This is a genomic window from Pontiella sulfatireligans (assembly GCF_900890705.1).
Taxonomy (GTDB): Bacteria; Verrucomicrobiota; Kiritimatiellia; order Kiritimatiellales; family Pontiellaceae; genus Pontiella; species Pontiella sulfatireligans.
Genome location: NZ_CAAHFH010000001.1, coordinates 488,430 through 513,070, shown reverse-complemented (window position 1 = coordinate 513,070; position 24,641 = coordinate 488,430). Strand labels below are relative to the sequence as shown.

Below are 24,641 nucleotides of genomic sequence, written 5' to 3'. Positions count from 1 at the left end.
ATTCGGAATTCCTTGTTCGATATTCTGCGGTTCGTTAGACGCGCGCGGTGGAACCGCGAACCATCAACTCTGCAGCAACGCGGATTATCTTGGGAGCCGGACGGGCTTGCTCCCCCTCGGCGACGCGTTCCAGATAGAGTTCAGCGGCCTTGCGACCGATTTTTTCCGGATGCTGCTCAAACGTGCTCAAGGCCGGGGCCAGCATTTTCCCCCACGATAAGTTGCCGCATCCCACCACCGAAATATCGCCGGGGATGTCGAGCCCGAGCTTACGAGCTGTTTCATAGAATATCGGCACCATGCGGTCGCTATAGCAGAACACACCGGTCGGATGCCCTTCGCCTTCTAGTGCGGGGGCGAGGTCTTCGACCACCGCAGTTTCCAGATCCAATTCAACCTTGCGACAGGCGGCATCCGGTGCTTCGCTCACAACATCCCGGAACCCCTGCTCCCGGAGCCGGCACGTGCTCACGATCTCTTTTTCGCCGACAAACAACAATCGCCGATGGCCCAGCCCCAACAGGTGACGCGCGGCATCCGCACCAATGGCCACATCGTCGGTCCCCACAAAATCGGTCTTGAACAAAGCCATCTCGCGATCCACCACGATCATCGGGATTCCCCGCTGCCAGATTTCTTCGAAATAGGTCTGCTCGAACTCTTCCGATCCGACCCGCAGAATCACTCCATCCACCTGGCGCTCGACCAACTCGTGGATAATCCTTTTCTGCGTAGGATCATCAGCGGGAACAAAGTGATCTGGATTCCAGGCATGCAGCATTAAATGGCCGTGCTCCAGCAACGCTTTATTAATCCCTTCGATAATGCGCCCGCAATAGCCCGTCCCCGGAATCGTCACACCGACCATACGGGTTGAGCCCGTTGCCATGCCGCGGGCTGTCGCATTCGGGCGGTAGTGCAGTGCGGCTGCGGCATCCTGCACCTTCCTGCACGTCTCCTCGGCATAGAGCGAAGCGCGTCCCCCCAGAATTCGAGAAACGGTACTTACATCCACTCCGGCCTCAAGAGCCACATCCTTCAGTCCGATCCGTTTCGGACGGGCTCTTTTTATGCTCGCTTCATTATTTGTCATATAACTGTAAAATATCACATCTGCAAGAATCAGAACAAGCGCTTGTATTGATCATTTAGACCGCTCTTTTCCGAGGTAGCACCCCACAGCCCCTTTTGATAAAAAAATTTATGGGGCCACACCCATCATCGGGATTGGGGCCGCTCGAAGTTACTTACCCCCCCCTCCTAATGGGAGGGAGGTTAAGCATTTTTTTACTCCCTTTGGCCGTACTGTTGCGCGAGTATTTCGTACTCAACGCTTAGGAATTTCGCTGTTTCAACCTCCGTTAGCATTTCAGCTCCTTTTTGAACGGAAAATTCCGACGGAGGCGTGCGGCAAATCCGTGGCTCTGCCCGCCATGGCTTATAGATGAACCAGCAGCCTCTGATTGCCCTCAGGCTCGAATCCATCTTTTTCCTGATCCCGCGCCGCGGCCCCAGGGCGGCTTGAAGGAAGGTATGAACCAGCTCTATGCATAATGTGAAGCAGTGTAGCTTTATCCCTGCCTTTTCAGGAAGAAGGCTGGGGCGTCTGATTCTGTTCCTGAGTGCCGCCGACAGATTGAACAGTACGATCGCAGCAAACAGAAGCTGTTCAATTCGCAGGAGCTTTCGTTTGCGGATTCTCTCAATCCCGATCCTTGTCTTCAGGTGACGGAAGGCGAGTTCGACGCAATAGCGCTGCAGGTATAGCTTCGTCACTTCCCGCCACCCGAAGACAACTTCGTCAATCAAGGTGGTAATCAATACTTGCGAACGGAGCTTGGAGGTGCCGCGCGTTCGGATCAGGCGCACCTTTATGCACGTCCCCAAAAGATGATGGTGGCCTGGATAGTTGGCCAAATGGATTTTGCTCAGCTTGATGCCGATGACAGCGGAGCGCTTTTTTGCCTTGAGGAACTTCTTTGCAAGTGCGCAGTTCTTGAGCGGCATCAGCAATTCATGGTTCTTATCCATGCTGATCGCGATGAATGCCATGCCGTTGTACCCTGCATCGGCCATGTACAGGGATCGGGTCGCATTCGAACCCATATGCCCAATGGCAATGGCTCGTTCCGGGGTGTTGCAGTGCTCGAACCTGAAATCCTCGAACGTACCGGTGGATAACTCATAGAAGCCGAGTGCTTGGGACTGGACATAATGACCCTGCCCCGCTCCGTATTTATCCCTTGTCGGCTGTGTATCGGCGAACGAAACCTTGGTTCCGTCAGGTATCAGGACCTTTAGGCCATGGAATGTGCGGCCGTTCGTTCCATATTCATTCCGATGGCTATTCACGAGCTGTTGCCGCACGATATCGGCAGGCAGTTTGGCGCAGGCCTCATCATACGATTCCCTTGCAGGAAGCATCCCGTCTCTCTCCCTGACAATGCCCAGTTCAAACAGTTTGGCGATCAGCCGGGCAACGCCGCACCCAAAGCCCTGCTGGGCATCGAGCACAAGGGAGAAAAGAACAACCTCCAGCGGGAAAACACGCGATCTGGAAAACGCCCTTTTTTTAGGGCCGTCATATCGAAGGTTTCTTTCGACACAAGCTCTCCGAAGCTTGCAAGGAGACGGTTGGACTTGTCGGTGTTAATCATCGTGGCCTCCCTTCTTGATCAATTTCATGTTTATCGTGCTCAGTTCGTTGTGCAGCAGCCTTATCCTTGCCCCCTGGGCCGCTGCCGCCTTGAATTGGTTTAGATGCGCCGCCGAGATGTAGGTAATCTTGTTTTTTCCCCTGATGCTATGGGAGAGGTAGTAGAACGGGCTCTCCTTGCCGCAGGTCTTTCGGGTCGTTTCAACAACCGACCCGTTCACCCAAAGCGGCGCTTCACCTATTTCCTTCAACAGCACATCGCGTCGTGTCCTCAATTTTTCGACTTCATCCATCCCCGCCGCGCTCCTTTTTTTGAATATGCGTATACGCATATCACACGGCGCAGAAAAAAACAACCTGCGTTCTGCGAAATCTTGACAGGATGGCGAGTTAAGGAGGCTGTTCCCTCTTCAGAAGAGGAGTTGCAACGTTCATTTATCGGTGCGTAGCGGTTGGCCGCAACTCAGCATCAAAATGCTTAACCTCCCACCCATTAGGGAGGGGGGCAGCCGGCAGGCTTCGTCGCCGAGGTCGAGCAACGTGTGCAGGAGGAAGGCGAGGATGTTCATGCATGCGAGCAGCGAACCGAGGTGCTGCTTGCCGTGCCCGAAGTTGTGCTCGAGGTGGCAGCCTTTGGTTTTGAGCGTGTTGTTGTTTTCGATTTTCCAGCGGGCGCGTCCGGGCCGTCGACGAGCGGAACGTCGTTTGCGTAGCGAACGGTGTGGGTTTCCCATTTGCCCTTGTTCTTGGCGCGGCGCGTTAGCGTGTGCAGGCCTGCGCCGGGCTCGAGCTCGTCCACCCATTCGTAGAGGTGCTTGTGCGAGTCGGGCTTGCAGACGAAGATGAAGTGGTAGTTGTGCAGCCGCACCTTGCGGCAGAAGGGCTGGCGCGAATAGAGGTCGTCGCCGAGCAGGGTGTCGTTGCCGGTGTGGTAGAACGCGCCGTTGGCCGCGAGCCAGCGCTTGGCGGCGTTGATCTCGCAGTCCTGCTTCTCGGCCCCGTCTTGCGGGACGATGAACTCGGGGCGCAGCGCGATGGCTTGGCTGCGCCCGGGGGTGATGGCGCTGTGGTGGTATGTGATCGAGCCGTTCTTGTGCTGGCGGGTCGAGCAGTTCTTGCAATGAACCTTGCTTGAAGAGTGGTACCAGGTGCCGTCGAGGGCGATGAGCTGGGTGCCGCCGACGCAACGGAACCCGTCGAGGACGCCGCCCTGCGCACGCATCGCGGCGTGAATGCGGTCGTAGACCGGGAAGAGCGCCTTCGGCTCGACCGGGTCGAGCAGGCTGCGAACATGATTGTCGGTCGGGATGGCGCCGGTTTTAAAAAGCGTGCCCGCATTGCTGCGCCCCTTGCTTTCCTGCATGGCGCGCTGAGCGGCCAGGAACGACGGGCTTTGCATGAAGAATACCGAGAAGGCCGCCAGCCCGGCGTCCTGCATCGAATACTGCGTGTTGCTTCCCGTCCGCTTGTCGGGGAGCAGGGCCAACGTGCGGCGGAGTTCGTCGATAATCTGCTCAAAGCCTTCCATACGGGAGCAATAAACGCAGGAAAAAACCGGCCAAGCAGCCCCTAAATGAAAAAAAATGCGGCCGACCCGCCTGTTGCTGTCGCTTCAATCCATAATTAGAATTGCTGTGGAAAATCCTTCTTATTTTGCGGCGGGAATCCAAAGCGTGTAAGCTTCGGTGTCCAGCGACAGTATCTTCGTCTTGGAAACGGCCAATTTTTGAACCTTCATACTGGCCGGCTTTTTCTTGAACGCGTAACCCAGCAGGTTTTGGTAACCAATGTGAGGTGCATACTGCTTGTAAATACTGCGGTCATTATAAATGGAATAAAACGGCAATTCTTCCGGCAGAGGATTCGGATAAGGCTCAGACTCAGTCATGGCATATATATCCGTGGAAATGATCTGTTTAACCGTACGCTTATCTTTCAGCAGGAAGACGGGAACGGTTCCTTCAACCGGAAACGCAAAGAGCTCAAACGAAGGTTTTCCATTACCTTCTGTCACAACCTTTCCATCAACAATCCACACCGATTGCCTCTTGTCCGCATCAAATTGAATGCGGCTGACCCCCGCCTTGTCCACCAGATTAGCAGCATGTTTCCAAACCTTGGAAAACTCTCCGGCTACGAGATACCAGCGAATGGAGAGTGAGTCGCCCTCTTCTACGTTGATGTGGCAAATCCGCTCGGTAACCTGATAATCACGGGTTTCAGAATTTGCACTGCCCCAGCGAATAACCTGACTATCAGCTTCCCATTCTTCATCCATTTTATCTCGCTGAAATCCGAACACCAAGGCGAGCGATGGACTCGCTTCATTTCCCGTATTCTGCGTCCAGGCTTCCCAGCCTCCGGCATCCTTGAGTGTACGCGTTGGAAGATCCACCCAGCCCCATGTGCCGATTTCTTCTGCCCACGAACCATCTGCCCTGCTCATTATCGTATGTGGCAACGACGACTGACGCACTCCGCCCCACGGAACATTCAGGAAGGTTAGCTTTTCAGAACCAAAATTATGAAGTACCTGGTTCACTTCAATGATTCCTTCGCCCAGATCTCGGTAGGCCGTATAAATCAGCACCCCCGACTTCCAAACACAGGGAGTACGCGCCTGCTGCATCCAGTTGACCAATTCCAAGGTGCGGGTTTCAGGATTCCAGCGTTTACGTAGACACGGAGAATAGAACGGAGCAGGAGCGGTGCCGTTCTCCATGCCCGCACCTTTCGTATAGATCCCTGCCTGATGCACAAAATACATCAGTGGCGTAGTGATCGCGCGCTCCTTGGGATTGGCGTTCTGATAGTCCTGCAGCGGAGCGATCAACGGTTCACTGGTGATGACTGCCTGCCAGACTTCGTCGTTCCAGGGTGATTCCACGCGCTGCGGCGGAACAGATTCCCCAAACGGGCCACGCAAAGAATAGATTTGCCCGCCCTTTCCAACACCCATTTTCCAACCGTCACCTTGAATCGAGGCAAGAAATACCTGCTCCTCATGAATTCCTTCCGTCCAGGTTGACCCGCTTGCTTTATAGTCGAATGAACAGGACGAGCTTCCGGCAACAGGTGCAGTTCCAGTGTCTGGAAAAATATCCAGCACCGATGCACCCTGCACCACTCCGGCAGAAAACAGTAAAGCTACTATATAAAGGCTACATTTCATCGTTGGTCACTACTCCATCCCCGTTTGCATCTCGGCTATCGAACTGATCAGAATACATTTTTTCAAATTCCACAGGCGTCAGCTTGCCGTCAGAATCCATATCGCCGGCTTTAAATGAACCCGCATATGGGAACTCTTCAGTCGTCAGCAGCCCATCACCGTCAATGTCCTTGTGCGAATACATGGGAACAAACAGCGCCAGATATTCTTCCTTGGTCACCTGCTTGTTGCCATCAGCATCAAGACGCTCAAACATGGAGCCCTGTTTCCCTGCGGCTTTCGGAGGGGCAGCTCTTTTGCCGGCTTTCTTTTTAGCCTCCACGTTTGCGTCGTGCTGGCGTGCACGCGAGGCGGCATTCTTACTGGCGTCGGGATCGCCGGCATCACCGCCGCGAGCCAGCATGACCGGATACTGCTCGTCCCACCACTTATCGTACGTTGCAATCATGGTAGCAACGTATTCCGGGTGGCTTTCCGATACATCATTCTGGCACCCCGGATCCTTCTTAACATCGAACAAGGCCCAGTGACCAACCGGTGTAACGCCCCAATGGGTCTGAGCCGATCCGTTAGCATACGTGGTGGTTTTCAATCCCCGACGGACCGCACGCATGGTCGTGCACTGGCTCTGGTATTTTTCACATTCGGGGTCGTGGCACTCCTCGCTGCGGACGAGTAGCATGTTTCCTTTGCGCACGCTGCACATGGCATGCTTGTGCGATGCCGCCGTGCCGGACGGCCAGCGACCGACGTTGTGATACAGAATACGGTCATCATGTTTCCACCCGTTGGAATTCAGCAATGGAAGCAGGCTGTAACCCTGTAGCTCGGACTGCAGTTCCTCCGGAATTTTTGCCCCGGCCAATTCACACAGCGTCGGCAAAACATCAAGATGCGCCGTGAGGCTGTTAACCGTATGCGGTTTCCACTGGCCCGGCCATTTCCAGAATGACATTGCCCGGGTTCCACCTTCCCAACACGTTGCTTTGCAGCCACGCATATTCGCGTTGTACACATCCAGCCCCTTAGTTACCCCGTTGTCATTGATGAACATCACGATGGTATCCTTATCCAGCTTCCGTTCTTTCAGGAAATCCGTGAGGCGTCCGAGGTTCTGATCGATATTCTCAATCATCGCCATATAGGTGGCGTGCTCGGCATTGAGTCCCTTGGCTTGATATTTGGCAATCAGATCTTCCGGCGCATCAAGTGGTGTATGCGGCGAATAGGTGCAGAGATAAAGAAAGAACGGCTGATCGCCGGCTTCATCAATGAAGGTCATCGCTTCATCGAAATAGACATCTTCGCGAAAGCCCTTGGTCGGAAAGCGTTTGTTGTTCCGAATGATTTCCACATCGAAATGTTTACGTGGTCCCATTGGGTTGGTAGCGCACCAGTCGAATCCACGATCGCCCGGAGCATATCCTTTTTCATTGCTCAGGTGCCACTTGCCTATAAATCCGGTTTTGTATCCCGCGGTTTTCAGCAACTGCGGAAGAATCGTTGCCTCCTTGTAAAGATGCTCGCGCGGTTCAAGCGTATGGGTTACGCCGTTACGAAACTCGTGCATACCGGTCATCAACGCAGCGCGCGTCGGCGAACAAGACGGGCTCACATAAAAATTATCGAACCGCACACTTTCATCGTGCAGCCGATCCATATTCGGCGTATCCAGCACCGGGTGACCATGACGACCAATGTCGCCATAGCCTTGATCATCGGTCAGGATAAAAAGAATATTCGGTTTTCCGGCACTCGCGCTTTGCAGCGCGGCTCCGAGCAATACAACAGACAATCCAGCAACTTTTCCAATCATTGGAACTTCCTTCTTTTAAAAATTAATCAGTTTCTTCTTCACCAAGTTCATTTCGCGTACGGCGGAGAACCCACAGCAGCAATGCAATAAAGATAACCAGCAGACCGGCAGCCTGCGGAAGACGGCAGCGCACCACATTCGCAAGTGTAAACAGCAGCGCACAAACCGTGGCCATCACCAACGCCCAGTCAAAAAGAATCTGCGGCACCGTCTGCGCGGGAATATATCCTTCGATTCCACGAATGACCGGCATCCAGCCGGGCTTGTGAATACGGGTGCGTTTAACAAACTCTTCAAGCTGTTCCTTATCAGTGGCCGGCGTGCAGAGCGAAACCACGACGCAGACAATCACCCCGACCGTAACCATGAAGAGCATACGGGCACCGAGCAGGTCGTAGTCGTTGGTGAAACTGACGCCTTCCGGCAACCGCAGCAACGCGCTCATCATACCGTCCATCAACGGAGCCTCTAAGCGGAAAATGACATGCCCGAACAGCATGAGAATACCGACGACCCAGTTCACAACAAAGGAAGCAATCTCACCCACCGCATTGATGCGCCACCACAGCCAGCGCAATGCACCAACAAGCATACCGCCCCCGCCAACCACGTAGAAAATGCCCAGCAGTTGCTGAATATTGTCCGCATTGAACGCGATGAATCCTCCGGCAAAGGCCACCAGCACGGTAATGATGCGGGAGATCCGAACATAGTGCTTGTCGGAGGCTTCTTTAACCGCAAAGCGGCGGTAGAGATCATTCACGATGTAGCTCGACCCCCAGTTAAACATGGTTTGAACTGTCGAGGTGAAGGCTGCGATCAGGGTACCGATCATGATACCCCGCAGCCCGATCGGAAGAATCGTCAACAGCATGCGCGGATAGGCCGCATCGTGTCCGGCCTCGCCCATATCCGGGAAGACGATCAACGAAGACAGGGAAACCGCAATCCACGGCCAGCAGAGCACGGCGAAATAGATGAGCGTAAACATCAGCAGCGCATTGGAAGCATGTTTGGTGTTTTTGCAGGCCAGAATACGCTGCGCCTGATAACCCCCGCAAAGCGCGTTGCCCCACCACAGAATCGTGAAGAACCCGATCGCATTCCAGATCGACATGGTTCCTCCGGGCACGCCCCCCTCCGCCATCTGTGTACTGATTTGCGGCGCCATATTCATGCTGTTCCCCAGCCAGTCGCCATTACTCGAAAGCGTTTCAACCATCGCCTTCAGGCCGCCGACCTCTCTCACCGAGAGCCACGCCAGCATGAACGCACCGGCGGTCGCCAGAAGGAACTGGATAAAGTCGCTGTAAACCGCCCCCATTAGGCCGCCGGTGGTGGATACAATTACGGCGCAGGTCATAATAATGATGGTGACGATCATTTCCGCCGGCATATCCATTCCGAAAATCATGAAGGTCTGCCCGCTGATGCCGAGCGCTTCCTGCGCAATCGTAACCATCGCCTTGCACACCCAGCCGATAATCATCGGGCAGATCAGCAGCGCACCCAGCGCCGCGGAAATACCGCGCAGCGCCTGGGCCGACTTGCCGCTGTAGCGGAGTTCCAGCACCTCGTTATCCGTCACCACCCCCGTGCGTCGCCACATGCGGCTGAACAGGGCCACGCCCAACGCACAACCAATCAATGGCGTCCAGTATTGCCAGACCGCATGAATACCATACTGGCGGATCAGCGAACCGACCCACAGCGGCGTATCGGCGGCAAAGCTGGTGGCAATCATCGAAGCCCCGGCGATGTACCACTTCAGCGTGCGTCCGGAAACAAAGAACGAATCCATGTTCTCGCCGCCTTTGCGACTGAAGAAAATGCCAATGCCAATATTCAGCCCCAAAAAGGCCGCCACAATTATCCAATCAATCCAATGCATAAAAATCCCCTTATAGCGTATTGCGTAATTCGCAATGCGTAACTGAAATTTCGCCAGCCTTCAGCTCTACTGAAATTTGTTTTCCACCACTCACCGAAAGAACAATCTTCTGATCCATTACAGAAAGAAGTTCAACACCTACGGAACCGTTATTCCATTCCATCGAAACCTGCACACCGCCCCGCGCAACCAGTCCTTTTACCGCCCCCTGCTTCCACTGTGCCGGAAGCGCGGGCAGGACCGAAATTTTCCCCAGATCCGAAAAGAGCAGCATTTCCTGAACGGCGGCCGACCAACCCATATTGGCGTCAATCTGGAACGGAGCCCAGTCCATCTCCAGCCCGATGCCCATGCCGCGCCAATCGTTGTGTACGGTGTAAAAATTATTTTTTACGCAGGAGCGCGCCAACAGATCCAAACATTCCAGCGCACGGTCGCCATCGTTCATCCGCGCATAAATATTGGACATGTGTGCCAGCGACCAACCGGTCTGTTCTCCGATTCCGACCGCAAGGCGTTTGCGGAGCGCGATCTCGAATGCTTTATACAGTTCCGGGTCGGATTCACGCGTCACTTCAATGCCCGGAAAGACAGGATAGATGTGCGACTGGTGGCGATGGTGATAGTTATCCGAAAAGAACGGATGCATCCATTCCCGCACAGCACCGTCGTCGTTGATCTGGTACGCCGGAATTTTTCCCAGCATGCCTTTCCATTTTTCAACATCCTCGGTTTCGCCGAGCACGTCCGAACCCTGGATCAGATGCGTGAGCACCTCCTTGACCAGTGCAAAGTCCATCGTGGCGTTGATAGTGGTTTCCATGGCGGCTTCGCCCATGCCGGTTCCATCCCAATATTCTGCCGGATTATTTTCCGGCGAGTTGGAGGGCGAACTGACAAAGAAACCATCGTCGCCGATGGTAAAAAAGTCCTCATAGAAAAGGGCCGTTTCGCGAAGGAACGGCAGCGCGCGCTCCTTCAGGAAGGTTTCGTCGCCGGTATATAGATAATAGTCGTAGTAGTGCTGGCCAAGCCACGCCGCCGCGCCCGTCCAATGGATGATGTGCGGACAGACGGTTTTCAGCAGCCCCGATGGCGGTGTGCTGACCGCTGGAACGTAGATGCCGCGACAGCCATAAACCTTGCGGGCGTTTTCGCGGAAGTCATCTTTCATCCGATCGTAATAATCAAAAACCGGCAGCAGTGTTTCCGGCATTCCGCCCGAAAGCGCCTGCCAATAAATCATCTGCAAATTTTCGTTGGCCATGTTGAACGCCCAGAAACCAACATACTCACCGCACCACAACCCCAGTAGATGGCAGGGCTCGCCTCCACTCCGCGACGAAGAAATCAGCAGGTAACGCCCGTACGACCACATTTTTTCAACCAAGGCCGACGGCGCTTCGCCATCATACGCTTCCAACAGCAATTCTTCGTTGGAAAGCGCATGAGCTTCTTCAGACGTTCCAAGGCTGAACGTTGCCCGACTGAACAGCTCGCCGTGTTCGGCGGCATGTGGTGCCAGTAGCGCATCGTAGTCCATCAAGGTTTCGGCCAGCTCGGCTTTTAACCGGGTCCAGGCGGACTTCCGGTCTTCACTCACAAAAAGTTTTACGACAACAACGGCCGTCTGTTCGCTCTTTTCAACCCGGGCCACGGCTCCGAAGTCGGCTCCGTCATCATTGGTGGCGGCATAGAAGATAAATCCATTTTCTTCCACGGTCTGGAAGTTTTCCGGCAGGGCTACTTCCCCATTAGCGCACCAGCGGGCATCGGAGCGTTCATGCAGATCGAGGGAAATTTCGGCGTTCAGTGAACCTTCACTGCGGATTTTCATCGCCACGAGGTTATCCGTTCGCGAAACGAAAAGTTTACGCTCATAGGCAATGCCGTCGTCCGTCCAGCTGACCGCGATCTCGCCGGTTTCCATATCGAGGACTCGGCGGTATTTTTTGAATCCCTGACTCACCGGCATCCTGATTTTCAGGTCGCCCAGCGGAAGCGGCGCACCGATATTCGGCGCATAGCCCTTTTCTGTCATCGCATCCGCGATCACCTTATCCGCTATCTCAGCCTTTCCGTCGGCCAGGAGTTTCCGAACCTTGGAAAGTTCACCGCTCACATCCGGTAATTCCTGTGTATCCACACAGCACCACAAGTCTTCGTGCGTCAGCAGTACCGTTTCGTCGTGCACGGCTCCATATACCGCCGCACCGATCGTGCCGTTCCCGCTCGGGAGTGCCTCTCGCCATTTTGCGCCCCACCAGGAGGCGGGCGTCTTTAAAATCAGCCTGTTCTTCATGCAAACTCCATTTGGATAATCTATCAGCTAATATAGTACCAAATGACCACCCAGTGCCTATCCCGTATATAGGGGACCTGGCCCCGTCATTGCGACAGTTATACGCATACCGGGCCCTATATGGCCTATATCGAAATGTGGGGGTGACTGATTCCTGCTTTGGGACGGGTTTCATCATATCCCTTCACAGCCCTTCCCCCGTTAGGACAACACAGAGGTCGTCCCTTATCCTAAGATTACTTTTTCTTCAGCTGCGGAGGGATGCGGCCATAGCCGGGATCGTAGACGAGGATGCCCATGCCCCGCGGAGTCTGCCAACCGGGTTTGGGTTTATGCGTCACGTAGGCATAGTACGGCGTGGCGGTCAGATCAGGGCCTATGAATACCGGGGCGAGCTGAGTAACGCCCTTTCTCAATGACACCTTGAAGGTGACTTCCTTCGCCCCTTCCGGAATATCTTTGATCTCATCAATGTCCGCGATTTTCATGCGTGCCTTTTTATAATTGAAGGCCTTACCGTACGTACCATCGTTGATGCCCTTATCGGCTTCGACCGGCCAGCGACGGAGGGAGATTTCGTAGTCGCCCTCACGCTCGACCTCGATCGCCCAGAATGATTCTTCCGCAACGGCGCCACTCTTAATGTGCTTCTGGTTCCACGGAGGGAGCTTATCGATCAGCCAGTCGTGCGAGGAGAGTGACACGATCGGCGAACGATCGGAGCCGATGACCATGTAGCTGGTCAGGTCGTGTTCCTTCGAAACATCGTCCCAGAACTTGTCGTATTCAGCGCGCAGACGCTCGACTACTTCCGGGTGTTTTGAAGCCACATCATTGCCTTGCTTCGGATCACCCTTGAGATCGAACAGTTCTTCCCCGTTGACGAGGCGCCACTGGTCCGTCATGACCGCACTCTTACGCCATTTGATGGGATCCACTACACGTTGTGATTCCACCACCAGCGCACGGTCCAGCCATTTTTTTCCATCGGAGTACAGCAAATCTCGAATACTCGAACCGTCGAATTCAATTTCCGGCGCCGTTAGTCCGCAAAGCTCGATGAAGGTGGGCAGAATATCGATATGTGCTGTGAGGCGCTCAACTGACTTCCCGGCCTCAATCTTTCCATCCGGCCAGCGGATTATGAACGGGACGCGGTGCCCTCCCTCATATTCCGAATTTTTCTGACCGCGCATGCCGCCGTCGTAGCCTCTGCCATTCTTCAATCCGCCAGCGGTACCGTTGTCGGTCATGAAGACCAGGATCGTGTTGTCGGCAATCCCTTCGTCTTCGAGCATCTTCATCAGCTTGGCCATGTTGTCGTCAATATTCGTGACCATGCCATAGAATTCAGTGACCGAAACGTTGGGATTCCCTTCATACGGTTTGGTGTATTCCTCGGGACAGTAATACGGGCTATGCGGAGCGTTCATCGCTATGTAAGCGAAAAACGGCTTGCTCTTATTCACCTTGATAAACTTCATGCCTTCGTCGAACCAGATATCGGTGCAGAATCCTTCGAATCGCTGATGCTTGCCGTTGACGATGTAGGTATCGTCAAAATAATCGTTGCCCCAATAGTCGGGTGCCTGGCCAACGCCGCCAGCCTGGTGATAGATGCAATGCTGGAATCCGCGGTCTTCCGGTCGGTAGGGATAACAGTCGCCAAGATGCCACTTCCCAAAGTGCCCCGTCGCATAGCCGTTGGAGCTGAACACATCGGCCATTGTGATCTCACGGCGGCGCAGCATACTGCGACCCTGCACGGTGTGCCAGACACCAACCCGGTCGGAATAGCGTCCGGTCATCAGTGCAGAACGGGTCGGTGCGCAGGTGGGGTCCACATGAAAATTATTCAGCAGCGTACCCTGCGTGCGCAACTTATCGAGTGTCGGGGTATTGATCGCCGGATTGCCCGTAAAGGCCAGGTCGCCGTAGCCCTGGTCATCGGTGATAACAATCACCACATTCGGTTTCTTCCCATCCTTGGAAAAGGCTGCCGGCGCAATCGCGCTCGCTGCCGCGACAGTCTGCATAAAACGTCTTCTTTGCATGGTTATCTCCTTAATACATAAAGTAACGATATCTATACCGATTCTCTGACGGAATGGCATTTGTTAATTCATTTTCGAATAATAGCAATCCGACTTCCATTATTAGAAAACAATCCGGTTCGTACATCCCCCATATACATGATATTCACCCCCCTCCTTTCACTGTAGGATATGTCCTTGAGGTGAGCAGGGCTGTTAACGGCCGGAATATAACGAGCTATAATACCTTTATGAAAAGAATTATTTGGATTTTGGTGATAGCCGCCCTAGCTGGGGCAGCGGCGTTTTCCCTGATGCGCTATACGCCGATTGAGCCGGTGGCACCGATTGAACCTTCACCCGATCTGCCGAAGCAACTGACTAAGCCGGTTGAAACACAAAAGCCCCAGCGAGAGCCAGCGATCAAACCTAAGCCCGTGATTCCGGAAAGTAAACCCGTTGAGAACGGCGCACTGGAGGAACCAGCCGTTGAATTATTTCCCGTGGCCCTGAAAAACTATTCGTATGCCTTTTGGCTGAATGGATGGAAAAAGAACCTGAATGATAAATCGGCCGATATCCTCAGTTTTGAAACGGGACACTATGGCCTTACGCTGGATCTTTCTGACTTTGGAAAAACGCGCTTCTCCCTGCTCAACGATAAGGCTGACTACACCGAAGCCCTCCGGGAAGATACAAAACGAATTAGCGGCCTGGATCCTGTTGAATTGGTCATCAAAGTAAATGTGGATGGCCGGATCTTTCGCGCGGTCACATGCCAGGCGGGAATAGACCAAGGGGTTAAGAAGCTTCAGGCCGCCCGGCTCTGGGAATCAGGGCAGCTGGTCCAGCATTATGATCTGATCGGACTAGTATTTAAGGACGACAGCGGCCTGGAGCTTTCCTGCGAGGGCAAACTCGATATCGTCGTCTGGCCGAATTCCCTTGCACTGAACCTGGAACTGGCTCCAGAACAATCGGGTTGGTCCAATGCAAAAATCGGCATGCAGTTCAATGACTGGCATACTGAAAAAACCATTTCCGGAGCCTGGGAAACAGGAGCAAAAAAACAGTTCCGTATAGCGTGCGACCTAAATGGGCGGGAAAAAGTTAAGAACGGTATTGCGATCCAGCTCAACACACCACAGAACCAAAACTTCCCGGTCGAATTTGATGATGTCTACAACTGCTATTTCGCCAAAATCTCAAAGCGGGATCTAAAGCGCCGCTGGAAAACCGGCTATACCGATATTCGCGAATACGATGAGTTCGATATCAGCATCGAAAACAGCAATGGCAATACCTACGTCCCGTTTCAACTGGACTTGAGCAACCCCGGCAATATTACCGGACTATGTCCCATACTGTGCCTCAAAGATGGAACGCCCACCGGCATCCCGGTTCAGCTCAGCAAAAACTGGCATCATGAGGGGCTCGGCGCCTATCTGCGTGCCTATGCACTGATTCCTGCGAAACAAGGCGCATCCAACTATAAACTACGGATAGCCTACGGCTTTTACGGCACCCTTCCCTCGGCCTCGCACGCCCAGCTGTCGCTGATTGGATGGGGAAAAGATGGTGCTCATGGAAATAATGGAAGATGGGATCAGCTGGCGATCGGATGCTGGGGGGAAACGATCTGCTTTGATATGGATATGAGTTGTGTGGAAAACGTGATCACGGATGTCCGCTTGCTGATGACCCGCAATGGCCGTACCGGGGGAAAATGGACCTGGACAGACGCCGGTTGGGGTGGCGACTGGATGAACCTGCGGGACAACCACGACCAGAAACTCTATTTCACCGAATTGAAGACCGCCTATGTTTCTCAAGGGCCCTGCCTGACCGAAGTGCATTATGACGGATATTATGGAAGCGAACGCGAAGTCGATCTGAAGGCCACCGTCCGAACCCTGCGCACAGATGATTATGCCCGAACCTTCCTGTCCTTTAACTACACGTTTACCAAACCCGTATCAGCCACAGACGGCTGGCTGTTCAAGATGGGTAAAACTTCCCGACTGGTGACTCCTGAAGTCGCCTATGGAAACATTGACGGACTGATAAAGGAGCACAAGGTACCAAGCAGACTGGATAAAGGTGAGGTCTATCTCAAGCAAACGGAGTTAACGGGTAATGGCCCCTGGTGGGTCGCCTTTCCCGGAGCATATAAAGTGGATGGGAAAGACTGGGGCACGGGGAGTCGCGCACTGGTTATCCGCTCTTATGAGGCCCTACTAGATGGCAAGACCTATACTAACCCGACCATCTCATTTCCTGTTTACCGGGTGGAGTCTAGAGGAAATATTAATCTGGATATGATCTTAACGCCTCCGAAGGGCGTGAAAGAATTCCAGCCTGGCGATACGGTTGCGTTTGAAGCGGAATGGATCACCCTGCCCCGCATTGCCGACGACTATTACGGTCCCAACGAAATCTTCCGCAAACATCTCGCCAAATATCCCCGCTCCTGGAAAAGCGTTTACCGCGAAGCGCTCGGCAATAACCTGAAAGTCCAGACCGTCGGCGGAACCGTTAAACAATCCTACCCGATCATTATCGAAGCCACACGGTCCGACGATATACAGGTTAAGATTGCCGGGGGTGTCGGCGTTGTTCCCATCCGATTCGAGGGTCTTGAATCCGCCAACTATGCTTTATATCAGGTGGTTGGAAGTAAACGCAGCAAGCTCGACCAATCCGTCCATGGAAACGACTTCTGGCAGACCCGCTATGATCCCAAGTCGAATACCTACAGCCTGACCTTCAACCTCCCGCTTGACGGGTTGAGAACGTCCGGCTGGATTCTTAGGGCGGATTAGAGAGACGAATCCGGCAACGAAATTATCACTGTTGAGTACCCGTTCATTCGCTTAATTCGAATACAAGTTTCTGGCACCGGTCTCGGTAATGATCCAGCACCTTTCTGTATTCCGGATTGTCGGCCAGATTGCTCTGTTCCTTTGGATCATCCTTGATATTGAACAGCTCTTCATAGATGGGTTGTTCACCTTCAATGGAAGCAACGGGGAGATATTGTTTGCGGTCGTTTTCCTTAGAAAAGTAGCGAATATATTTCCACTCGGTTCCGCGCACGGCCTCCATACGCGGATAGCTCTGATCGGTGAAGAGGTTTTCGCAGAACACTTCTGTGCGCCACTCAACCGTCTTGCCTTCGATGAGCGGCACCATGCTCTGCCCCTGATAGGTTTCCGGGACAGGCTGACCGCATAACTCCAGAATCGTAGCCGGAAGATCCTGCCCGACCACTAATTCATCGACTGTTGTTCCACGCTCTTTAGCCGTAAAGAACGGGGAGTAAAAAATCATCGGAATGCGAATCGATTCTTCATACAGGAACGTTTTTCCGCCGAGACCGTGCTCCCCGAGCAGCAATCCATGATCGGAGGCAAAGACGATGATGGTGTTATCGGCAATGCCCATTTCTTCCAGCTCCGCGCGCAACTTGCCCAGCATCATATCAATGGCCGTCACCGCCCGGGCCATCTTGGTTTTTTTGTCGAGCAGCGCTCTTGGATTGGTCGTACGGTAATAGCCCATCAATTCATCCTGACGGAACACATTGTCCGGCAGCGGCACCTGGATGTTCGGGTAGCCGTCAGGGAAGACAAAGTCGTCCTGCACATCGCTGTAGAGCGTGCGGTACATTTCGGGATCCTTTGGATTCGCCCCCATCCCGCCGATGCTGGACGCATGCGGCAAATTAACGTTCAACGACAGCGCGAAGGGTTTGCTCGTATCGCGTTTATGCAAAAAATCGGCTACCGAAGCGTGGGCATTATCAAAGAAATAATCTTTGTCTTTTCCCGGACGCATAAAGGCTTCAGTTGCTTCAAACAACCCCTCAATCTGTGAACCCACTTTCAGGTTCTGAAACTCCTTGTGCTTCATCAGGTCAAAACCCAGATGACCGCCTTTCATGTAGCAGAAATCAATGTTTTCCTTCATGTAGCTCTGGCGTTCCTTCTGAGGACCAACCTGAGCATGGTGCTTGCCGATATAGCCGGTGAAATAACCCGCCGCCTTCAACTGCAAAATCCAACTGTTATCGAACAGCTCGTGCGTAATATGGTTTTTGGAGACGTAGTAAAAACCCTGCCGGTTTTTCCGCTCCCATTGGCTCGTAAAAAAGTTAGCGCGGCTCGGCCCACAGATCGGACTCGTGATAAAGGCATTTTCAAAGAAGACCCCCTCTTTCGCCAGCTGATCAATATTCGGCGTCTTCGTGACCGGATGCCCCGTCATACTCAGCGAATCCAACCGCTGATCATCCGTTTTGATAAAGATAACGTTGGGCTTGGCCGCATGCCCCACACTCGAAATGGCCAGCCAACCCATTGCTATTGCAATAGCTTTTTTATTCATTGAATATCTCCGATCTATTTTTTGTAGTAAAATTTATGTCCCGGCAGGCGGGTGGTCTTTTCGCTCAGTCCAAACAGATTTCTATCCGTTTCTCTGACCGTAATCGGCGCGATGGACAGGTCGGCTTGCTTCAGATCGACAGGGGTGAAGGTGACGCGATCGCCTTTCTTGAGCGCGATTTCGTAAACCCCGTCATCCCGCTCGCTCACCTGTTTCTTTTGGGCCGACTTCCCGTTGATATAGATTTTGGGACTGGGAATATCCATCTGAACCCAACAGGGCGAACCGGCGAGGCTTTCAACCGTCACAAACTGCGTCACGCCATCCTTTTTCTTGGCGCTGACCAAAAACGCGCCCTGCGTGCGGAGGTTCTGAAAGGCGACATCTGCCCATTTTTTGGGAACGCCCCGGAAGACGCGAATGGTGCCGCCCCAGCTTTGCAGCAGCATATCGTGGATGGCCGTGGCGAAAGAAAGCGGGCTTTCAATCACGGGATTGCCCTCGGCATACATCGTCGTCGAAGACACATTCTTATGCTGGATGAGGAAGTCGAGGTAGGTGTAGGCCTGTTCAGGGTCGCCAAGACAGGCATACATGGAGGCCGCACCGGTGGTGGTATAGCCGGTGACTGGCATGGCACCTACTTTGATCCCGCTGTTAATCGAAACATCCAACCAATGATCCAGTGTTGTACGCAACAGGTCGGCATTTTCCTTCGTTTCCGGCGTAAGCACCGACAACGGGTAAAAGGCGAGCAGATGGGAATAGTGGCGGTGCGGTTTATCGAATGGAATGTCTTTGCCGATGCGCAGGCCGTTTTCGTCGATCTGGAACTCGACCAGATTATCGAGAAGATTCTGCCACTCCGGCAGAAGCGGATCGTTGAGGTTGTGCTCGTTGTTAATATCCACCAACGTCTGACAGGCCCAGCGCAACAACCCGATCGTGAAGTTAATATCCTGACCATGTCCGGGCTTATATTCCGGAGACCAGCTGAGGCTGATATGGATTTTACCGTCATCCGATTTCACCGGACGCTCTTTAATAAAATTAAGATAGCCGTTGACGGTTTTTTTGAGCAACGGGAAGAGCCCGTCGCGCATGCGCTCACGGTCGCCAGCAAACTCGCACTGCAGCCAGTAGTTGTTCAAAATCCAACATAACATGTCCGGCACCTTGCCATTGTCGTAGGCCTCGCAATCCTGCGGAAAGCAGGCCCCAATCGCCGCGCTGTCCTTCCAGCGTTCGGGCACGTTCTTCGCGAGGTTACCGGCATACTTGTCCAAATTATTGGGCAATGAGTTTCCGAGCGACAATCGGTTCGCGGTAAGCGGCGTCCAGTAAATCAGCTCCACATTCAGATCCCCCCAAACCATCGGCCAGAAGGTTTTGTGATACCACGGCCCCATCAGGTCGAGGATCGGCCCGTTTTCGCGCATGGCAGAGCCGAGTTTGTACATCTGAATCCAATAAAACGCTTCCTTTTCGGGATCGTTGATGGTGAGAAAACTGAGCGGATAGTAGTCGTGCCACCACTGCTGGTGCGTCGTAATAAAGCTCTTATCCGCCAGCATCGTTCGCGCCTGCAGCAGATTCCGTTTCACGATCTCCTGACTGTTGTGTTCAGGAAAACTGTGATGAATACTCGCGGTCAGCACCTGTATGCCGTCCGCCTTGCCGGCGGTCTCCCACCCCGTCGTGGTTTCGCCTCGGTTTTCATAGAGAGGCTGGAAGCAAAATGTAAGCCCATCGTCTTCGCTCAAGGTCGGTTCCTGAGGCAATTCGTAAGGCGCGACACGCATCTTTCCCCAGCTTCCGCCTTTCGGCCCACCACCGGTGTCCAGCCTTGCGCGCACGGAGGAGAACGGCACTTCCGGATGCCAGCTGATCCTGATCGATTCGCCGTCTTTCGCATCCGTTTCGAAATAGATCACATCGTGCAGGCTGTGCGAAAAGCCGCGCACGGCGTAGGAACCCTTGGAGGTTTTAATGGTTCCGGTCATTTCCGCGTTCCACAGCCCTAGCCGCAGATCAACTGATTCAATATCGCCCTTCGATTCCAGGTTAAAATGCCCCAGCGGAAGACGACAACGGTAGATCCAAAGCATTTGTTCGCCATCGTATGGAAGCCGATGGTCGTAGTAATCGTGCCGCCCGGTGTAAATGGAAATCACATTCTTTGCTTCGCCCTGCGCCTGATAGAAAAGGAAGCCCACATTGCCGTTGCCGGTATACGGCGCCACTTCCCAGCGGTTGGGAATCCGATCCCAAACCATGTCGTGCTGACCAAGGAATGCTTTATAATCAATGGTCGAATGAGCGACATGCGCTCCTGCAACCGACCCTTGCATTCCGCATATCAAACCCGTTGCCACGGCGATCCATTTTAGTTTCATAGTGGAAACAATATCACACGAGAGATGTTTTTCCATCCTGTGTATAGGGGATCAGACCAAACCGCCTCGAAAGAACCAGAGGTTTTGCAAGAGGCTCTCCTGCTTTTCTATTTCCAATTAATATTTGCTGTTTCATTTTTAATATCAATCGAAACATCGGCGTGCTCGAATTTTCGCTGATAGCTGTACCCGCTTCTGACCGCCGGATCTTTCGGCGCTCCCAAGGGACGGGAGTACTCGGGCAGATCCTTCATCCATAGTTTGCCGCGACTGCGATCGACTCCATAGCCGTCGGAAAACATAAAATAGCTCTGCTTTTCGGCGCAGATCAGGAATAGAGCCAACGAGTAAGTAAAACGATCCTGAACAGAGGCAAACGCCTTCCGATCCACCTCGTGGTTTTCGTCATCCATATCAGTGTCGGCGTATGTTCCCATGCCAATAGTGAATGCAATGATCCTCCCTGACCGAGCAGCCTTCTGAACGGCGGCAATCCCTTTGGCCATGTATTCCTCACGAGACATACCTCCGACCGCATGTTCGAATCCCTCGATATATGAACCATCAAAATAATCGAGATATTCCAATCCAGCCTGGTCGAAGCGCGCGCGGATAACATTCGCGATAACCAGCTTATCCCGCCCCACCGTTTCCGGTAGTTTTTTCATCATTCGATGATAGGCCGTTTCAACCTCGGCCTTCTTTTTTTCTCCCACCTGTCTCCGCAGATACCCCTCCTCCAGCACTTTGATGTTCCCATCCACAAAGAGCCCATCGATATATTTCGATTTACACGTGAGTTCCGCATTGCGGAGCCACCACTTCCGCACCATCGAGTTGGAGAGGTCGTAGGCCGGCACCTTTTGCCGCACCAGTTTGGTGTTTCCTTTTTTATCAGAAAGAAACGCACCGGGAATGTCGGCTAGTTCTTTGTCGGCACCATACATGGCGTAATGCACTAATATATTGCGGTAGTAGAGAATCTTGCAGCGGGGATTGACCGTTTTGATGGCCTTGGCCGCCAGCCACGTTCCTTTTTCGGTGCTGCCCGCATCCTTCATCCCGGTCGTCTTTTCAAACGTGACCAGCGGGAATGAAGCCAGGTATTCAATTTCCTCGGGCGTAAAAGCGGCAGCCTTTCTCACGTGCATATAACGTGGCACCGTATCCCAGCTAAAATCGGGCATCCGATCCGTGTTGGAGGCCTCTGTTAAGCTTGCGGCGAACAAACTCAATCCAGCTATAATTGATAATGAAATATATTTCATTTAGTCATCGTTTTCCAACTTGGCGGGTGCCCACTTGGGAATGCCTTTTTCCTTAAGCTGCTTGTTATAGCGAATCGCCAGCGGCTGGTCATCAGGAGCAACTCTCGGCAACCCTTCGTTAACCATAAGAGGCAGTACTGACGACCACCAGTTGTTATAGGATTTCCGAAGCCGATCCACCACCTCGGGATGAGCCGATGCCACATTCGTTTTTTCGCCGGGGTCAGTCGGAATATCATACAATTCGGCGTTATTCGTGAACCGCCACTTTGCAGTCCGCACACCGCATTTCTTAAATTTAAAATTATCCAGGTCGCCGGCCTTCCACCGACCGCAATGGACAAATAATTCGCGATCCGCCCATTTTTCGTTCGAATTTTTCAGCAAAGGCAGCAGAGAGCGCCCGTCCATTTGCTGCATTTTAGATGGTAGTTTAGCTCCGGCCAGATCGCAGAAGGTTTTATATAGATCGATATGCGCCGTCAGCGCGTCGACATCCACGCCTTCGCCCAGCACACCGTTCCAATACCAAAAGGCAGGGACATGCGTGCCACCTTCGTTCGGTGAATTTTTTCGTCCCCTCATCCCGGCATTGAAGACGTCTTGTTTCTTGCCGTTGAGTTTTATGGGCGGCATCGACATCCCGTTATCGGTCATGAAGATCAGCAATGTATTATCCAAAGCCTTCCACGCGTTTAGCTTTTCCCAGAGCACCCCGAAATTGTCGTCTATATTTTCAATCATGCCGTATCGGCCAGCCGTCTTTTCATCGTAACCCGCATCGAGGAAGCGCTTCTTATACGCATCCGGAGCGAAGTACGGGCCATGCGGCGCATTGAGCGAGATGTAGGCAAAATACGGCGTGCCGAACTCTTCCTGCTTTTTGATCCAGGCTAGTCCCGATTGAAAAAACAGGTCCGTACAGAAGCCTGTGGTTTGTACGATGGTGGCGTTGTGCAACAGCACGTTGTCAAAGTATGGGTTTTCCTTGTTGGGAGGGAAATCGCCAAGGGAAACCTGTCCGATACCCCCCGCTCCATGAATCAACACTTCGTCGAATCCGCGGCTGCCGGGAAGATAGTCTTCTTCATCCCCCAAATGCCACTTCCCGAAAATGCCGGTTGCGTATCCTGCGGTCTTTAACGCCTGCGGAAGGGTAAAGGTATCGAGCGCCATCCGTTCGCGCTGGAAGATGGTATGCGTCACCCCGTTCTTAAACGGAGCGCGCCCGCTCATGATGGCGGAGCGGGTCGGCGCACAAGTCGGACTCACCTGGAAATCGGTGAAGCGGGTCGACTGTTCGTAAAAGCGATCTAGATTGGGCGTTTTCAGGATGGGATTCCCCATGCAGGAGAGATCGCCCATGCCCTGATCATCGGTCATGATCAGAATGATATTGGGTCGGCTGTTCTCCAAAGGTACTGCTCCAACCAACGATGTGGATGCCATGCATAAGGTGATACATCCCAGTGTTCTAAGTTTCATAATCATTTCCGTCCTCATTCGAAAACTCGAAGGGCATAGAAAAATACTGAATCCGCAGACTCTTCATCCATCCATCAGAGAACCGTTAGTGCGCTGCTGTCTGCGGATCAGTATCGTGATAAATTGATCCCTACTTGATCTCTTCGACGGCGATGAAGCCGACCTTATTTTTGTCATATTTATTATCAAACCGTTTCTTGAAAATAGCAGAAAATTCTTCGCGGGTCAGCTGGCCGTTATGATCTAGGTCCGCACCCTTAAACGATTTGTGGGTATGCTCATCTGGGGAGAGAACCCCGTCATTATTTTTGTCCTTCCGCTCGAAGCCGGTGACCTTTTCTGCAACATATTCCGCTTGGGTGACCCGCCCGTCGTTATCCGCATCCATTGAAGCATGCTTCGACGGGGCAACAGAAACGGGCTTGTCATGATCGACCAGCTCATCGTTGAATAGTTTCAGTTTAAACGTGCCGTCGGCTTGTTCTTCAACCATCCAAATTCCCGTATTCGAGATCCCCTCAAACCCCGTCAACGGATCCTGAGTAAGCATTCTAAGCACCGATTTTCCACTGCTTCCATGGCCGGCAAACAAAATGCTTTTATCCGTTCCGCCGAAGCGAGTCTGGATCATATCAAGTACGCGTTGAATCACCACCCGAGCCACGGCAGACGACCGTTCGTCGGCCGCTCGTCCTGTCCCTGCTTTAGGGACTTTGAATGCGTTCTTTCCATCCTCACGCAAAGAAAAACAAGGGGATTCCTCGGCTCCCACCTCAAGCGGCTTCCCCGCACCGAGAATCGGCTCGGTCGGTACCGGCAGACTCGTATCAAGGATCAGCGCACTGGCTCTTCCCTCGCGAAGCTCCGGCCAGATCTCGCCTTTAGATCCCGTCTCTTGCATATACGGTAAGATCGTATTTTGGCAACGCCACATCGGACTAGCCGCAATGAAATCAAAGTGATATTTTTTAAGTTTCCCAGCCGTCGCCGCCCGTTGCTCCAACCCCTTCGGGGTAAACATATCAGCATTCCCCACATAAGCCGGCCATTGATCTTTGGGCACCTTTCGCTTTTCCCAGTCTTTTTTGACATTATGCCCGGCTTCCGCATGGCGGATATAGTAAATCTTCAGTCCTGCTTCGGCGACACTCGCCCCCAACAGAACCGTACTCAGGGTAATCATGAAGGCCACAGGGCCGGTGAAAATTCTTTTCTTCATCTTTTATCTCCAGTCAA

16 protein-coding genes are annotated in these 24,641 nt (G+C 53.1%); 1 reads left to right on the top strand and 15 read right to left on the bottom strand.

The genetic code is table 11. The features are described from left to right. Nucleotides 1-34: 34 nt before the first annotated feature. The 10 genes from SCARR_RS01955 to SCARR_RS01910 form a co-directional block, all read right to left on the bottom strand. On the bottom strand, nt 35-1,093 hold the full coding sequence (locus tag SCARR_RS01955) for a LacI family DNA-binding transcriptional regulator (RefSeq protein ID WP_136059846.1): 1,059 nt from the start codon (nt 1,091-1,093) through the stop codon (nt 35-37). A gap of 194 nt (nt 1,094-1,287) precedes the next feature. After that, nucleotides 1,288-2,514, bottom strand: coding sequence for a transposase (locus SCARR_RS01950; RefSeq protein ID WP_222846138.1), 1,227 nt, complete (start codon nt 2,512-2,514; stop codon nt 1,288-1,290). Then, a complete protein-coding gene (locus SCARR_RS01945) occupies nt 2,469-2,657 on the bottom strand; it encodes a hypothetical protein (protein ID WP_136059844.1) in 189 nt (62 codons plus the stop codon). Before SCARR_RS01945 ends, SCARR_RS01950 begins: the two co-directional genes overlap by 46 nt. Then, nucleotides 2,650-2,949, bottom strand: coding sequence for a DUF6788 family protein (locus tag SCARR_RS01940; protein ID WP_136059843.1), 300 nt, complete (start codon nt 2,947-2,949; stop codon nt 2,650-2,652). The genes SCARR_RS01945 and SCARR_RS01940 overlap by 8 nt, the downstream gene beginning before the upstream one ends. A gap of 272 nt (nt 2,950-3,221) precedes the next feature. Beyond that, a complete protein-coding gene (locus tag SCARR_RS01935) occupies nt 3,222-4,184 on the bottom strand; it encodes a hypothetical protein (protein ID WP_136059842.1) in 963 nt (320 codons plus the stop codon). A 120-nt stretch (nt 4,185-4,304) separates the two neighbouring features. Beyond that, nucleotides 4,305-5,828: a hypothetical protein gene (locus tag SCARR_RS01930; protein WP_136059841.1), complete on the bottom strand. Its 1,524-nt coding sequence runs from the start codon at nt 5,826-5,828 to the stop codon at nt 4,305-4,307. Further along, the gene (locus tag SCARR_RS01925; protein ID WP_136059840.1) at nt 5,818-7,644 is read right to left on the bottom strand and encodes a sulfatase-like hydrolase/transferase; all 1,827 of its coding nucleotides are present in this window, start codon (nt 7,642-7,644) and stop codon (nt 5,818-5,820) included. Before SCARR_RS01925 ends, SCARR_RS01930 begins: the two co-directional genes overlap by 11 nt. 22 nt (nt 7,645-7,666) lie before the next feature. Beyond that, a complete protein-coding gene (locus SCARR_RS01920) occupies nt 7,667-9,535 on the bottom strand; it encodes a sodium:solute symporter family protein (protein WP_136059839.1) in 1,869 nt (622 codons plus the stop codon). A gap of 10 nt (nt 9,536-9,545) precedes the next feature. Further along, nucleotides 9,546-11,837, bottom strand: coding sequence for a glycosyl hydrolase family 95 catalytic domain-containing protein (locus SCARR_RS01915; protein WP_136059838.1), 2,292 nt, complete (start codon nt 11,835-11,837; stop codon nt 9,546-9,548). A 236-nt stretch (nt 11,838-12,073) separates the two neighbouring features. After that, nucleotides 12,074-13,891, bottom strand: coding sequence for an arylsulfatase (locus tag SCARR_RS01910; RefSeq protein WP_136059837.1), 1,818 nt, complete (start codon nt 13,889-13,891; stop codon nt 12,074-12,076). Between the two features lie 230 nt (nt 13,892-14,121). Between SCARR_RS01910 and SCARR_RS01905 the strand changes: the two genes are divergently transcribed. Beyond that, nucleotides 14,122-16,692 carry a hypothetical protein gene (locus SCARR_RS01905; protein ID WP_136059836.1) on the top strand — a complete coding sequence of 857 codons (2,571 nt, stop codon included), beginning with the start codon at nt 14,122-14,124 and terminating at the stop codon, nt 16,690-16,692. A gap of 43 nt (nt 16,693-16,735) precedes the next feature. Here the strand turns inward: SCARR_RS01905 and SCARR_RS01900 are convergent, their stop codons facing one another. From SCARR_RS01900 to SCARR_RS01880, 5 genes are all read right to left on the bottom strand, one after another. Continuing rightward, on the bottom strand, nt 16,736-18,256 hold the full coding sequence (locus SCARR_RS01900; protein ID WP_222846137.1) for a sulfatase-like hydrolase/transferase: 1,521 nt from the start codon (nt 18,254-18,256) through the stop codon (nt 16,736-16,738). Nucleotides 18,257-18,270: 14 nt separating this feature from the next. After that, nucleotides 18,271-20,652 carry a glycosyl hydrolase family 95 catalytic domain-containing protein gene (locus SCARR_RS01895; protein WP_136059835.1) on the bottom strand — a complete coding sequence of 794 codons (2,382 nt, stop codon included), beginning with the start codon at nt 20,650-20,652 and terminating at the stop codon, nt 18,271-18,273. Nucleotides 20,653-20,759: 107 nt separating this feature from the next. After that, entirely contained in the window at nt 20,760-21,803 is a 1,044-nt protein-coding gene (locus tag SCARR_RS01890; protein WP_168432903.1) for a putative glycoside hydrolase, read from the bottom strand. A gap of 117 nt (nt 21,804-21,920) precedes the next feature. After that, nucleotides 21,921-23,411, bottom strand: coding sequence for an arylsulfatase (locus SCARR_RS01885; RefSeq protein ID WP_407984755.1), 1,491 nt, complete (start codon nt 23,409-23,411; stop codon nt 21,921-21,923). 124 nt (nt 23,412-23,535) lie between these two features. After that, complete coding sequence (locus SCARR_RS01880; RefSeq protein ID WP_136059832.1) at nt 23,536-24,624, bottom strand: histidine phosphatase family protein; 1,089 nt, start codon at nt 24,622-24,624, stop codon at nt 23,536-23,538. Between the last annotated feature and the right edge of the window lie 17 nt (nt 24,625-24,641).

Bases quoted from the DNA above. Each gene is read 5' to 3' on its own strand.
- SCARR_RS01895 (WP_136059835.1), bottom strand. From the start codon at position 20,652: ATGAAACTAAAATGGATCGCCGTGGCAACGGGTTTGATATGCGGAATG.
- SCARR_RS01905 (WP_136059836.1), top strand. From the start codon at position 14,122: ATGAAAAGAATTATTTGGATTTTGGTGATAGCCGCCCTAGCTGGGGCA.
- SCARR_RS01930 (WP_136059841.1), bottom strand. From the start codon at position 5,828: ATGAAATGTAGCCTTTATATAGTAGCTTTACTGTTTTCTGCCGGAGTG.
- SCARR_RS01880 (WP_136059832.1), bottom strand. From the start codon at position 24,624: ATGAAGAAAAGAATTTTCACCGGCCCTGTGGCCTTCATGATTACCCTG.
- SCARR_RS01955 (WP_136059846.1), bottom strand. From the start codon at position 1,093: ATGACAAATAATGAAGCGAGCATAAAAAGAGCCCGTCCGAAACGGATC.
- SCARR_RS01890 (WP_168432903.1), bottom strand. From the start codon at position 21,803: ATGCACGTGAGAAAGGCTGCCGCTTTTACGCCCGAGGAAATTGAATAC.
- SCARR_RS01945 (WP_136059844.1), bottom strand. From the start codon at position 2,657: ATGATTAACACCGACAAGTCCAACCGTCTCCTTGCAAGCTTCGGAGAG.
- SCARR_RS01915 (WP_136059838.1), bottom strand. From the start codon at position 11,837: ATGAAGAACAGGCTGATTTTAAAGACGCCCGCCTCCTGGTGGGGCGCA.
- SCARR_RS01910 (WP_136059837.1), bottom strand. From the start codon at position 13,891: ATGCAAAGAAGACGTTTTATGCAGACTGTCGCGGCAGCGAGCGCGATT.
- SCARR_RS01920 (WP_136059839.1), bottom strand. From the start codon at position 9,535: ATGCATTGGATTGATTGGATAATTGTGGCGGCCTTTTTGGGGCTGAAT.
- SCARR_RS01900 (WP_222846137.1), bottom strand. From the start codon at position 18,256: ATGAATAAAAAAGCTATTGCAATAGCAATGGGTTGGCTGGCCATTTCG.
- SCARR_RS01925 (WP_136059840.1), bottom strand. From the start codon at position 7,644: ATGATTGGAAAAGTTGCTGGATTGTCTGTTGTATTGCTCGGAGCCGCG.
- SCARR_RS01940 (WP_136059843.1), bottom strand. From the start codon at position 2,949: ATGGATGAAGTCGAAAAATTGAGGACACGACGCGATGTGCTGTTGAAG.
- SCARR_RS01885 (WP_407984755.1), bottom strand. From the start codon at position 23,411: ATGATTATGAAACTTAGAACACTGGGATGTATCACCTTATGCATGGCA.
- SCARR_RS01935 (WP_136059842.1), bottom strand. From the start codon at position 4,184: ATGGAAGGCTTTGAGCAGATTATCGACGAACTCCGCCGCACGTTGGCC.